Here is a 13,910-nt window from a genome sequence, read left to right on the forward strand (position 1 = left end):
TGGACTTAATGATTCCGGGGTCAGGACGTTGGCGCTGTCTCCTGTGGCCATACCGGCGTAACCGAAATGCCACGGCATTCCTACCTGTTCAATGGGTTTTCCGTCAACAACGAAGGGTTTAAGACGGGAAGTAACCAGTGCATATGCCTCAATAGAACCTCTTTCAGTGCTTACACGAACACGGTCGCCGTTTTTGACCCCCTTTGTCTGGGCCAGCGATTTACTTATCTCTACAAACATGTCCGGAACCAATTCTACAAGCCATGGCAGACTGCGTGTCATGCCGCCGGTTTGCCAGTGCTCGGTCATTCGGTAAGTAGTGCCGATAAAAGGATATTTGTTTATATCGCAAGTATCGTTGTTAGATAACACCACACAGGGATTGTTCTGTACTTTTGAGAGAAGATTCCTGGCCGGACTTTCTATCGGTTCATAGTGTTCAGGAAAAGGTCCGTCTTTCATAGTAATAGCATAGATGCGACCAACACCTTCGGGAACCATGATAAAAGGATTGGCTCCTTTTTCATCGTCCACAGGCGGGGCGCCTCCATCGGGCACATCCCCTTGCCATTTTTTTTCTGCCTCATTCCAGGCTATAACGGCACGTTTTGGATTAAAAGGACTGCCGGCCTTATTGACCGAAGCGCGGTTGTAAAGGATACGCCGGTTTACGGGCCAGGACCATGCCCACTTCGGATACATCCCAAGATTGTTGGGAAGATCTGTGGAGTCTCGTCTGGCCATCATGTTCCCGTCTTTTGTGTATGACCCGCAATATATCCAGCAGCCTGACACTGTTGACCCGTCGTCCTGGAGCTGGGCAAAGGCAGGCACCTGATCTCCGGTTTTAAACTCCAGGGTTTTGTCTTTATCTTTAATGGTTGTATCGCGTGTAAAATATCCGTTGATTTCTTTTGCTACCCGGTGCACGTCAGGCTCATGACCGTCGCCATAGTTCCAGGCCATTTTTACAATCGGATATGGAAAGACCCCACCATCTTTTTTGTAAAGGGCTTTTATCTTTTTGTGGAACTGGTCAAGGATCCAGAGGTCACTTTTAGCTTCACCGGGCGGTTCTATTGCTGCATAACGCCACTGAGCCCATCGTCCTGAGTTGCTTATACTTCCCTCTTTTTCCACAGACGAAGCTGCAGGCAGCATAAAAACTTCCGTCTTTATGTCTTTAGGATTTACTCCGGGACGTTTCCAGAAAATGGATGTTTCAGTCTCCCAGAGATCGGCAGTGACGAGCCATTTAAGCTTCCCAAGCCCTTCACGGGCTTTGAGGGAGTTCGGTCCGCCTACGGCAGGGTTCATCCCCATACAAACCAGGCCTTCAATCTCTCCTTTAAAAATTTTACGCATGGCCTGGACATAAGAATAGTTGCCGCTTCGTTTTGGCATATAATCATAACAGAAACCGTTTTCAGGAGTTGCATTCTCGCCCCACCATGCTTTGAGGAGGCTTGTAATATATTTGCCGCCGTTCTGCCACCAGTTTGTGCTTTTAGGTTCATTAGATTTTGGAAAATATCTTGTAATATATGATTCGAGAGAGGTATCGCTGAAGTCCGGCGATGCTATGTAACCCGGCAGAACATGGAAGAGAAGGCCATAGTCCGTAGAGCCCTGAACATTCGATTCGCCGCGCATTGCGTTTACACCGCCACCGGCGATGCCTACATTGCCGAGTAGCAATTGGAGCAGGGCAGTGGCGCGCACATTCTGAACCCCGTGGGTGGACTGGGTGATTCCCATAGCATAAAGTATGGTGCCAGCCTTGTCAGGTCTTCCTGTACCGCAGAAAGCCTGAGCAACTTTGAGGTAGTCTTCTTTTTTTGAGCCGGTAACTGAGCAAACCATATCGACAGTGTAGCGTGAGTAATGTTTCTTTAAGAGTTGAAAAACGCAGCGAGGGTCTGACAACGTCGGGTCGCGACGCGTCTTGCCCGATCCGTCAAGGGCATAGGCCCAGGACTTCATATCATAAGCCTTTTCACGGTCATCCCAATTTGCAAACATCCCCTCCTTAAAACCATATCCTTCGGTAACGATGAATGAGGCATTTGTGTACTCTTTCACATACTCTTTATGGATAAGGTTGTTCTGCAAAGCATAATTGATAAGTCCCCCGAGAAATGCAATATCGGTTCCAGGTCTGGTGCGGGCATAAATATCAGCCTTTGAGGAAGTCCTGGTATAGCGTGGGTCTACAGAGATGAGCGTTGCCCCTTTCTCCATGGCCGCCTCGATCCATTTAAAAGAGATCGGGTGATTTGCGGCAGGGTTACAGCCTATGGCCATAATGCAATCGCTGTTTTTCAAGTCGTTCCAATGATTTGTCATTGCGCCCCGTCCAAAAGAAGCCGCCAGACCGGCGACTGTAGACGAGTGTCAGAGGCGAGCCTGATGTTCTAAGTAAACCACGCCCATAGAACGGGCAAACTTGCTTTCAAGGTAGCATTCCTCGTTATCGAGGCCTGCGCCGCCAAAGATAGCTATGCCCTCTGTACGGTTGATTTTGTATTCTTTTCCGTCTTTTTTATTGGTTTCTTTCTGTTTGAATGTCCTGTCACGAGTTTCTTTCATCAACTTTGCGATCCTGTCAAGAGCCCAATCCCATGACTTTTCTTCCCATTTTTCAGAACCTGGTGCACGGTACATTACCTTTTTAAGGCGCCTTTCGTTGTTTGCAATCTGGAACATGGCGCCGCCCTTTGAACAAAGCGATCCCTGATTGATGGGGCTTGCATCATCTCCTTCAATGTTGACGATTTTACCGTCTTTTGCATGCACGATCATGCTGCATCCTACTGCACAAAAAGGGCAGATGGTAGTAGTTGTTTTAAGACCTTTTGTCCTGAGTTCCGGTGAGTCAAAACTGCTCGCATCGGCAGATTTTCCCGGAATAGCGAGTCCGGCTGCTGCAATGCCGCTGCCAATGAGGAACTTTCTTCTCGAAATGTCCATACCTCTCCTCCTTCATATGGTCTTTGATTATCCGGTTACGGCTGGCTGCGTGTGCCGTTATGATATAAATTTTTGAATGCTGCCGTTACCGGCACTCTTTTACGCAATCCTGATTATTTAGTTACAGGAGATTTGCATAAGTATTTTATAGAGTACATGGTAAATATTATTTGTGATTTATTGCACATAATTTTTTTAATAGTTGTATAATATTATTTATTGTTGATTTTATCAATAATATTATTAAATAAAAAATCAACAATAAAAGTCAGATATTAATTAGTTATTAACTTTTATAAAATTACTAAATATTAAATATCTTGATTTTTAGCAGGTTGGTTTTTTTGTGAATCGATTGTGGTTCTTCCTCATGCTTGTGATTGAAAACGACTTACCATCTTTTTTGGCCGATATTGTTCAATTTTTATTGAAAACATGGAAAACGTGAAAACAGGTTGGTCGATATAAGAAAATTGATAAATATCTACATTGGAATTTCATTTGATTATACATAATATTGTTATTGTGTTAAGCAGGTATATTAAAAGATGCTGTTACAAATTATATTTAAATTCTATTTTGAACGACCAAAATGAATAGATTTGTGGAGTTTGGAAAATATCGGGTCTGAAAGAGGAGACTTTTTATGAAAAAACTTGTACTTGTACGGCATGGAGAGAGTGTCTGGAACATGGAGAATCGTTTCACTGGTTGGACTGACGTGCCGCTCTCAGAGAAAGGCACAGAGGAAGCAATGCAGGCCGGACGCATACTTAAACAAGAGGGATATGTTTTTGATGTGGCATTTACATCCGTGCTGAAACGGGCAATAAAGACCCTCTGGATCATCCTTGAAGAGATGGATCTTATGTGGATTCCTGTTTTTAATAGCTGGCGGATCAACGAACGCCATTACGGTGCGCTGCAAGGTCTTAATAAAGCTGAAATGGTCGAACAATACGGGATGGAGCAGACCCTTCTTTGGCGCCGCAGTTACGATATCCGCCCTCCTGCAATTACGCCTGATGATCCGCGCTATAACGGCAAGAGTTCCATCTATACCGGCCTGAAACCCGAGGAAATACCTTTCACAGAATGTTTGAAGGATGCTGTTGAACGTTTTATCCCTTTTTGGGATGCTGTTTTAGCGCCGGTTATCTCAGAGGGCAGGCATGTGATTGTCTGTGCCCACGGAAATAGTCTCCGTGCCCTTGTAAAGTATCTGGATGATGTGCCTGATGATGAAATTACCTCGCTCAATATCCCTACCGGAATGCCTCTTGTATACGAACTTACGGATGATCTTGCGCCGATCAGAAGTTATTACCTGGGTGATCAGGAGGCGGTAAAACGTGCGATGCAGTCTGTTGAATACCAGTTGAAGAAGTGAATTATTCCGCGGCAAACCGCGGAATATCAAAGACTAAACAAAAATATGAAATCATTCTTAAGCAAACCTCGAGGCATGAGCTTGTAGGGCAATAAAAAAAGAATAAAATAAAGTTGATTTTGCAATTTTCCTGTGCGATATTATTAACTGAAGTTTCGGAAGCACCTGTTGTTTTGGCCGCAAATTGCCTTTGATTTTTTGTAGTCACCCACAACACAGTTCCGTATTCTTCAATATTATTCAAGGAGGGTTTGATCCTATGGTAAAAGGAACTGTTAAATGGTTTAACGAGTCAAAAGGTTTTGGTTTTATAACAGGTGAAGATGGAAATGATGTTTTTGTGCATTATTCAGCCATCCAGGACAGTGGTTTTAAATCGCTTTCTGAAGGCCAGGAAGTAACATTTGAAGTTGTCAGCGGGCCTAAAGGTCCGGCAGCGGCAAACGTAGTAAAACTCTAAGCCAGCCAGGCAGGCCCGGATGCCTCCGGGCCTGCTCAATCATATCCGCTTATATCCTCTGCAAGGTTTGAATCCCGAGTAAGGTGTTTTGTAAATCCAACACTACCTTGTTATCCCCCTGACAGAAAAATAAGGATAGATGTGATATTTTCCTCAACATCTATCTTGTCCTCAATGCCGTTATTCAGGGTAGATTATTTGCCTGTTGTAGCTTGTATATTCTTTTCCGCTCATTACAGTTTCTTTGTTTCCCATGCCCATCCTTTCACTTTAAAGTGAGTTATTTTAACCCTGTGTAAATGTTGTTTCAATATTCATTTTGTTGACTATGCTGACTTTTGGTCAGGGCTGTTTACTCCAGCACTAAAATCTGATACATTGTTAGGTTGTGGATAAGATATCTATCAAAGGTGCACGGCAGCATAATCTCAAAAATATCGAAGTGGAACTTCCGCGGAATAAGATAGTTGTAATTACGGGACCGAGCGGTTCCGGCAAGTCAAGCCTTGCCTTTGATACTATATATGCGGAAGGTCAGAGGAGATATGTAGAATCGCTTTCATCATATGCCCGGCAGTTTCTTGAACTGATGGACAAGCCCGATGTGGATTATATTGAAGGATTGTCTCCTGCGATAAGCATCGAGCAGAAGACATTGAGCAAGAACCCCCGCAGTACAGTCGGCACTGTGACAGAGATTTATGACTATTTACGACTTCTCTTCGCGCGCATCGGCCATGTGTTTTGCTATAGCTGTGGTAAGGAAATAAAGAGTCAGCATGTTCCCCAGATTGTGGACAGTGTCCTCTGTCTTGGTATTGGAACAAAAATCAACATCCTTGCACCAATTGTAAGGGGTAGAAAAGGTGAGTACAGGAAAGAAATAGACGAGTTAAGGAAACAGGGTTTCACTAAAATAAAGCTCAATGGTAAGATTGTAGATCTGTCAGAGGAAATTGCTCTCAACAAAAATAAAAAGCATGAAATAGATGTTGTTGTAGACAGAATTGTATTGCGTGATGGTATTGAGCGAAGACTCTATGAGGGGGTTGAACTTGCCCTCCATAAGGCAGGGGGGATTGTAAAAATAGAGACGGATAAGGGCATACAGATATTCAGTGAAAAATTTGCCTGCCCGGACTGTGGAATAAGCTATCCGGAAATTGCCCCCCGGATGTTCTCTTTCAATAATCCTTATGGTGCATGTCCAACATGTTCCGGCCTTGGCGTAAAGGAGTATTTTGATCCTGTTCTGATTATTCCTAATCACGACCTCTCATTACGGGAGGGCGCTGTTATCCCCTGGGGCGAAAAGAACCCGGTCCATTTTTTGCCCTTTCTCGAAGCTCTGGTGAATCATTATAAAATTGATGTAAATGCGCCCTTTAAAGAACTCCCTCAACATGTCCAGGATGTAATCCTTTATGGTTCAGACCGGGAGGAAATAGAGTTTTTTTATGACAGAGGCACCAGAAGGGATTTTGTCAAAAGGCCCTATGAAGGTGTTATTAATGAATTGCAACGTGAGTGGGAAAAGGCAGACTTCTGGGGCAAGGAAAAGCTTGAGAGGTTTATCAATCTGATCCCCTGTCCGTCCTGTAATGGTGCACGACTGAAAAAAGAAATGCTCTGGGTAAAGATAAATGATAAGAACATTGATGATATTGCAAGGATGACAATTGCCGGAAGTCTCACGTTTTTCAGTTCATTGGTTCCCAGGAAGCAATTTCCTGCAAAAGTTGCGTCTATCTCACACAGTGAGCGAGAAGGGGAGGCTCCGACAGCTTTGCTGGTGGAGGGGGCGACGCAAGCCGATGCACAAGACGTCAAAGGGCTAAGCAGCTCACACAGTGAGCGAGAAGGGGAGGCTCCGACAAAGACGTCAAAGGGCTAAGCAGCTCACACAGTGAGCGAGAAGGGGAGGCTCCGACAGCTTTGCTGGTGGAGGGGGCGACGCAAGCCGATGCACAAGACGTCAAAGGGCTAAGCAGCTCACACAGTGAGCGAGAAGGGGAGGCTCCGACAGCTTTGCTGGTGGAGGGGGCGACGCAAGCCCCTGTAATTGCACCAAAAGAGCAGGAAATAGCAAAAACAATACTCAAAGAAATCCTTTCCCGTTTGAAATTCCTTATTGATGTGGGGCTTGATTACATTACCCTTAGCAGAAATTCCGCTACGCTTTCATCCGGTGAATCACAGAGAATACGCCTTGCAACACAGATCGGGTCAGGGCTGACGGGAGTGCTGTATGTTCTCGATGAACCCAGCATCGGGCTTCACCAGAGGGATAACGAAAGACTCCTTGCAACGCTTAAAAGACTCCGTGACCTTGATAATACAGTGATTGTGGTAGAACATGACCAAGATACAATCATGTCATCTGACTATGTGATAGACCTGGGTCCAGGTGCCGGTGAAAACGGAGGATATCTTGTATTTCAAGGTATACCGAAAGATCTGATAAATCACAGCGAGTCAATAACAGGCATGTACATATCGGACAGGATGAGAATAGAGGAACCGGAAAAGAGGCGTATACCGAAGGCCTTTATTAATATCAAAGGTGCAAGGACGAATAACCTGAAAAACATCGACGTGGATATACCGCTCGGTGTATTGACCTGTATTACTGGTGTTTCAGGATCAGGGAAAAGCAGTCTTCTTGTAGATACACTCTATCCCCTTCTCAAACAAAAACTATATAAATCCAAAGACAGGGCAGGGGAAGTGGACATGATTTCAGGCTATGAAGCAATAGACCGTGTCATAGACATTGATCAGTCTCCTATCGGAAGAACACCAAGGTCCAATCCTGCCACATATACCGGTATTTTCACTCATGTCAGGGAATTGTTTGCCAAGCTGCCTGAGTCACGGATGAGAGGATACAAAGAAGGCAGGTTCAGTTTCAATGTAAAGGGTGGCAGGTGTGAAACCTGCACGGGTGAAGGTTTTGTAAAAATTGAGATGCAGTTTCTGCCCGATGTCTATATTGTCTGCGATGTTTGTAAAGGCAAACGATACAACATGGACACGCTGGAAGTTAAATATAAAGGCAAGAGCATTGCCGATGTTCTTGAAATGACCGTTACCCAGGCTACAGAGTTTTTCGATGCCTATCCTCACATAAAAAGCAAACTCAAGGTTCTCAATGATGTAGGCCTGGGTTACATCAGACTTGGTCAGGCAGCAACCACGTTGTCCGGAGGAGAAGCGCAGCGGATCAAACTTTCAAGGGAACTTTCAAAAAGGGATACAGGAAGCACCCTTTATATACTCGATGAACCGACCACGGGTTTGCATTTTGCAGATATCGAAAAACTGCTCCATGTGCTTTCCGAACTGGTGGAAAGGGGCAACACGATAGTAGTTATAGAGCATAACATGGATGTAATAAAATGCGCCGACTACATTATAGATATGGGGCCTGAAGGCGGAGAAAAAGGCGGCCGTGTTATAGTAAGGGGCACTCCTGAAAAAATAATCCTGACGGATGAGAGCTATACAGGGATGTTTTTAAAGAAATATTGGGAAGAACAGGAAGTAAAAAGGTCACAAAAAAACAAGGTAAATAAGTGAAAGAGCATTCATTATGAAAAAAGTTATTGTGATTCCCGCAAGATATGCCTCAACAAGACTTCCCGGTAAAGCACTCAGGGAGATTTCCGGTAAGCCTATTATTCAATGGGTATATGAAAGAGCTTTAAAATCGGCATTAAAAGACAGTATTTTTATAGCTACTGACGACGAGAGGATAAAGGATGCAGCAGTATCTTTTGATGCAGATGTAATAATGACAAGCCCTGAATGCAAAAGTGGCACAGACAGGATTTATCAGGCTATCAAAGACAGGGAAGCGGATATCATTATAAATCTTCAGGGTGATGAGCCTTTCATAAGGGCAGATATTATTGATTCTTTGTTTTATGCAATGGAAAAGGAAAATCTTACTATGGCAACGCTCTGTAGTCCCATTGATAATGAGGCGGACTATATGAATCCCAATGTCGTTAAGGTTGTCCTTGACAGATTTGGTTTTGCTCTTTACTTTTCAAGATCTCCCGTACCGTTTTTTAGAAACGCCATGTCTTCCTCCAGGATTGAAATTAAAGATCCGCAATTTAGAGCCCGCAACTCAGGGTGTATCTATAAACACATCGGCATCTATGGCTTTTCGCGTTATTTTCTCAAGCAGTATGTTGAAATGGAAGAGAGCATACTTGAGGCGGCGGAATCACTGGAGCAGCTCAGAGTTCTGGAAAACGGCTATGATATTAAGGTATTAATAACCAATTACGACGGTGCCGGTATTGATACGGAAGAAGACCTGGAGCAGGCCCGTAGAATGTCTCATTTTTTGGCAGTCTGATAAATTTTTTCTTTGTTAGCCTTTGAGGTGTGTCTTGAATGCATGGAAATATATAACAGGAAGAAAAAAAACAAAATTGGGGGATGGGGTTGAGAAAGTATTATTACAAGGCTGAGGAAGGCTTAGGTCACGTAGTGGAACACATTTTCTTACAGCAGGACAGGGGATATTCATCCTCAAATTCAAATAATTCAAACCCTATTCCTCCAGGGCCTACAAAGTAAATTAAACGGAGCAAACCCAATTCGGTATGTGTAAAACCAGTTTCGGGAAATTGCTCCGAAACTTTATATCCGTGTACTTGAAGCCTCTGACGACAAGCCGGCACATCCGTTACCCTGAAACATACATGAGGGACGCCAACCACGTGGCCTATTGGGTGAACGGGGAAATCTGGACGCGGCAGGACATTCGGTTCCGTCAGCAGTTCCAGCACCTGCTGGTCACCGGCATAGATAAGAGCTCGTTCCCCCGGTCCGATACTGCCTCGCGGACCGCGCGTCAACAAACTAAAACCCATTATATCAGTGAAAAAAAAGATTGCTTCATCAATGTTATCGACCCACATGCCCAAATGATGGATATTGATACATTTCATTTCAACTCCTTTCAACGAATGTATGAGTGGGGGACATCTTAAGTAAGTAAACAAACTCTCCCGCTAAGGTTTTCCTTATACCCCATCTTTTTCTCCATTTTCCTACAATTTCAAATATTTTGCAAGGAGGGCCTACCAATTGTCAGTTGAAGTCTTCAATGCTTTGGAGGACATTGATTCCGTGGATAGCAGGAAGGACAGATTGACTTAGCGAGCATAAAACATTTGTTTTTTACTTACTCTTTTTGCTATCATAAAAATAGATGATTTTATTGGTTTTTAAAAACCCATTTTTGAGGGGGTTTTACTCACCTGTTTCATGGACATAAAAACTGTTACCATATATAAAACATATAGCAAAAGGGGGTAAATTATGAAAGCAGCCAGGGCTAAAGAATTAATCGAAATAGAAAAGTCAGGTGGAGAGGAATATTTGGAAACTAAAAAAAATCATCTTCTCTTTCTTAACGCGTTTTTAATGAATATTTTAAAAGAATACGATGCCGCCGGGTCATCCGAAGAGCGAAAAAAGATATTTGAAAAATATGTCAAAATTAATATTGATGTAATCGAACAAGATCAAAAAGATATTTTGAGAGCAGGGATTGAAAATGAAAGAGATAGGTTTAAAAAAATGTCACTATGCGAACAAGGAGAATATCTTCAAAACGACCTGCTGAAATACAAGAGAATATTTATTTTTGAGGTGGAAAAGGAGAACCAATATGTTCCTCTTGATAAAATCCTGCTTTCTAAATATATGATGAATTGATTTTTTCAGAAAACAAAAAAAAGAGGAATGAGCCCACAGGATTCGTCCTACAGAACATATTGGGAACGGTGAGGGACATCCTATTCTAACTCTTTCTGAATTGAATTATCGAAGGGTGTCCCTCACCGTTCATTCACCCTTAAAAAGATATTCCGAGCTTCGAGCAGACGCTATGTGCGAAGTCGCGCACGTTTTCGTTGGGATCAAAGAGTCCGAGCTTTATCGGTGCTTCATATTTTTTGCTGTAACTGTTCATCATCGCGGTCAGCGCGTTCAGTTTCCATTTCCAGAGGTTTTCAGGTCTTATGTACCAATATTTGGGGGCCAGTGTGCGCCCAATCTCATCGTAGCTCATCTCCATAATATTTTCCGGACGCATTGATGGAGCTAGCGCGTCAAGCCCCGGAAACTACTCGCTGCCTGTCCATCTGCCCTGGTTGAAGGGGCATATGTCCTGGCACGCATCGCAGCCATAGAGCCTGCCGCCTATCTGCTTCGTCATCTCGGGAGAAGGCACACCCATTCCCATATTCGTCGACAGATTAGTCTGAAAGCTGACGCACCCAATCATCGACATGGTATACGGCGCTGCAAGTGTATGGGTGTGCCTGTCCCCACGCAGAGAGGGTCGTTTCTTCCTTGTTGCATTGATTGTCCACCAACTTACCACGAAGTTAATTATTAAAAATCTAAATTTTTTCTTGAAAAGATCATTTGAAATGATGTATCAATTTATACACATAATTTAAAAAGCAGCATTGGACAGGGCAGCAAAATTAAATCACATCTTAGTTAAATCATAATATCTATTTTAACGGCAATCCTATGTTGAATGGGCATCAAGATCGGTGTTCGGTTTAATCCCGCTTAATGCGGGACATAGTGAATAGCGGTTAAGGCAGTAGATATGTTACGACTGTTCACTGACGACTATGTCCCGCGTAAAGCGGGATTAAACCGTACACTGAATTTCAAAAGAGGGGGTATTATGGCAACGAAGAAGACTGGTGTAAGTGCGGAGTTTTTGTATGTTCCTACAAGCAACATTACAGTGCTGGAACAGGTGAGATCGAATGTAAATATCGAATCAGAATCATTCAAATCTCTCATGCAATCAATAAATGACAGGGGCATCATAGAACCACTTATTGTAACGGCTCAGGAGGACGGTAAATATACTCTGATTTGCGGGGGAAGACGGTATCAGGCAGCCAAACAACTGAAACTTGAAACCGTGCCGGTGCGGGTAATAGAAACAGGTAAGGAATCAGGAGAAGCCATAGCCTATCAACTTACCGAGAACCTCCAGCGGGAAGATTTAAATCCCATTGACCAGGCAAAGGAGATATTTGCATATATTCAGATAAAACATCCTGATAAGGGATACAATTTGGACGGGGTGATGGGTGTGCTTGTGAGCTATAACAGGAAGCCGGAAAGCCTGCCGAAGGAAGTTGCTACGACAGTCGTAGCAATTGCAAAAATCACTGTAAAGTCAATAACTACGCTGTATAGCTCGTTATCACTTCTAAAACTGGTTCCAAAAATTCAGGACGTAATTGCTGCCGGAACGCTGCCTGTTTCCCAGGGATATTTATTCGCTGCAAACCTTGGAAGCCCTGACTTTTTTACCATCTTTGATGAAATAATGGAAAAGTCTGTAACTAATGCAAAATTAGAGAAAATGCTTACTGCATATAAGAAGGCCAGACCTAAACCAGCATACCAGAAACCTATGCCTATGAAAAAGAAGGTTGCCGTCTTACAGAATGCAAAATCATACTTTGATAAAAAGACCGGTATGTATGCAAAATCCGACCTCCGGACATTCCTTGATGAACTTAAGGTTTTAACCTCTTTCATTGAAAAACAGATTGAAACAGCACCGGAGACTGTAATAATAAATAAACCCGGCAATAAACCGATGCCGCAGGTGTAAGGGTGCGCGCCTTCGGTGACTGCATTTGCAAGCCCTTGAGGATATAGAAGCCGGCTTGATATGAGTATCTGACGAAGATCAGGTGCTCTCGTTTGTTAATTTAAGCCTCAAAGTCATTTCTTTAAGAATGGCAAGAACAACCTCCGGGCTTTCCTTCAGGATAGTTTCAAAGTTCTCCTGTGAAATGACAACAATCCTTGTGTTGTCTTCCAATACCTTTACGGTTGCTGTTCTCGGAGCATTGAGAAGCATGGACATCTCGCCGAAATAGTCGCCCCTTTTCATGGTTCTGATGATCTGACTTTTTCTGTTTATGCTGACGGTCCCCGTTACGACAAAGAACATGACATCGCCATGTTCTCCCTCAGCAAAGACAATATCATCGCTGTTATATACCCTTGTGTATCTGTTGATGAATTTTTCCGGGATCTTTTCAATGTTTTCTACGCCGAGAAAAAGTTTTTTCAATATAAGGACATCCCTTTTTCCGATATTTACCGTTATTTCAGCACCAAAGAGGATTACCAGGAAGCTGTAATATACCCAGATGATCATAATAAAGAGCGTTTTCAGAGAACCGAAAGCTACGCCGTAATCAGGATTGTAACTCAGGAAATGGGTAAAGAGGTTTTTCATTGTAACAAGGAGAACAGCTGTAATAACGGATACTATTAAAATACGATAAGCATTCAATCTTATAGGTGAGAATACTGTGTAAACTGTAACCATACATACACTTGTTACTATTAATGATGCTATGACATTTCCGTTCACGTTCAGGAAAGGTATGTTGTCAATAAAATGGCGTACATAGGATATGTATGCCATTTCCCCCGCTACAAGTGCAGCAAAAAGAGAGAGCATAAGGAGCGTTGATGCTATATTAATAAGTTGCACCCGGATAAAGGATATTTCCCGTGTAATATTAAAAATCTTAAGAAATGCTGTCCGCAGTGAATCGCTCACAGACATAAGAGATACGAAAATAAATGAGAGGCTGATGAAACCCCAGGTAATTCTGTAACTAATTGATAAATAGAATTTTTTTATCGTGAACATGTTGAAATTAGGCAATATATGCAAAACGAGGTTTTCAATCCCTTTAAAAACGTGTTGAGAAATGTCGCCGTAACCGCCGAAAATACAAGACACAAAAAAGAGTAGGGGAATAATTGAAAAGAATCCATACGATGCGAGAGCAACAGACATCTCGAAATTGTTGTGATTTAGAAAAGATATAATGGATTCCTTAATGATAATAAAAAAAATCCCGGTAGACTGATTGTTTCCTTCATGCTTCATATAGTTTAAATATCCATTATTTTTTGTAAAATCAGAAGCGATCTTAATCAAGTATGCTGTATATATAACAGAAATTGGAAGAATACTTAAGTTTTAATTTATATTCTCTC

11 protein-coding genes and 1 pseudogene are annotated in these 13,910 nt (G+C 42.8%); 7 read left to right on the top strand and 5 right to left on the bottom strand.

The features are described 5' to 3' along the window. On the bottom strand, positions 1-2,970 hold a 2,970-nt coding region (gene fdnG / locus NT010_06300; protein MCX5805665.1), incomplete at its 3' end, for a formate dehydrogenase-N subunit alpha. Positions 2,971-3,616: 646 nt separating this feature from the next. On the opposite strand from fdnG, the gene gpmA reads away from it, so the two are divergent. From gpmA to kdsB, 5 genes and pseudogenes are all read left to right on the top strand, one after another. Beyond that, positions 3,617-4,360 carry a 2,3-diphosphoglycerate-dependent phosphoglycerate mutase gene (gene gpmA / locus NT010_06305; GenBank protein MCX5805666.1) on the top strand — a complete coding sequence of 248 codons (744 nt, stop codon included), beginning with the start codon at positions 3,617-3,619 and terminating at the stop codon, positions 4,358-4,360. 259 nt (positions 4,361-4,619) lie between these two features. Next, positions 4,620-4,820 (top strand): cold-shock protein, encoded by a 201-nt coding sequence (locus NT010_06310; protein ID MCX5805667.1) that lies wholly within the window; start codon positions 4,620-4,622, stop codon positions 4,818-4,820. 388 nt (positions 4,821-5,208) lie between these two features. Further along, the gene (locus tag NT010_06315; protein MCX5805668.1) at positions 5,209-6,714 is read left to right on the top strand and encodes a hypothetical protein; all 1,506 of its coding nucleotides are present in this window, start codon (positions 5,209-5,211) and stop codon (positions 6,712-6,714) included. Positions 6,715-6,890: 176 nt separating this feature from the next. Further along, a pseudogene (gene uvrA / locus NT010_06320) lies at positions 6,891-8,399 on the top strand (excinuclease ABC subunit UvrA). 13 nt (positions 8,400-8,412) lie between these two features. Next, positions 8,413-9,189 (top strand): 3-deoxy-manno-octulosonate cytidylyltransferase, encoded by a 777-nt coding sequence (gene kdsB, locus NT010_06325; protein MCX5805669.1) that lies wholly within the window; start codon positions 8,413-8,415, stop codon positions 9,187-9,189. A gap of 127 nt (positions 9,190-9,316) precedes the next feature. On the opposite strand, the gene NT010_06330 is transcribed toward kdsB, so the two are convergent. After that, on the bottom strand, positions 9,317-9,787 hold the full coding sequence (locus tag NT010_06330) for a VOC family protein (protein ID MCX5805670.1): 471 nt from the start codon (positions 9,785-9,787) through the stop codon (positions 9,317-9,319). Positions 9,788-10,160: 373 nt separating this feature from the next. Here NT010_06330 and NT010_06335 point away from each other — a divergent pair, with 373 nt between their 5' ends. Further along, positions 10,161-10,559 carry a hypothetical protein gene (locus tag NT010_06335; GenBank protein MCX5805671.1) on the top strand — a complete coding sequence of 133 codons (399 nt, stop codon included), beginning with the start codon at positions 10,161-10,163 and terminating at the stop codon, positions 10,557-10,559. A gap of 139 nt (positions 10,560-10,698) precedes the next feature. Here the strand turns inward: NT010_06335 and NT010_06340 are convergent, their stop codons facing one another. Both NT010_06340 and NT010_06345 read right to left on the bottom strand, forming a co-directional pair. Beyond that, the gene (locus NT010_06340) at positions 10,699-10,920 is read right to left on the bottom strand and encodes a hypothetical protein (GenBank protein MCX5805672.1); all 222 of its coding nucleotides are present in this window, start codon (positions 10,918-10,920) and stop codon (positions 10,699-10,701) included. A gap of 48 nt (positions 10,921-10,968) precedes the next feature. Then, positions 10,969-11,229: a hypothetical protein gene (locus NT010_06345; GenBank protein MCX5805673.1), complete on the bottom strand. Its 261-nt coding sequence runs from the start codon at positions 11,227-11,229 to the stop codon at positions 10,969-10,971. A 318-nt stretch (positions 11,230-11,547) separates the two neighbouring features. Here NT010_06345 and NT010_06350 point away from each other — a divergent pair, with 318 nt between their 5' ends. Next, on the top strand, positions 11,548-12,498 hold the full coding sequence (locus tag NT010_06350) for a ParB/RepB/Spo0J family partition protein (GenBank protein MCX5805674.1): 951 nt from the start codon (positions 11,548-11,550) through the stop codon (positions 12,496-12,498). 78 nt (positions 12,499-12,576) lie between these two features. On the opposite strand, the gene NT010_06355 is transcribed toward NT010_06350, so the two are convergent. After that, a complete protein-coding gene (locus NT010_06355) occupies positions 12,577-13,800 on the bottom strand; it encodes a YihY/virulence factor BrkB family protein (protein MCX5805675.1) in 1,224 nt (407 codons plus the stop codon). Positions 13,801-13,910: the final 110 nt, after the last annotated feature.

The organism is Pseudomonadota bacterium, from assembly GCA_026388275.1.
Classification (GTDB): domain Bacteria; phylum Desulfobacterota; class Syntrophorhabdia; order Syntrophorhabdales; family Syntrophorhabdaceae; genus JAPLKB01.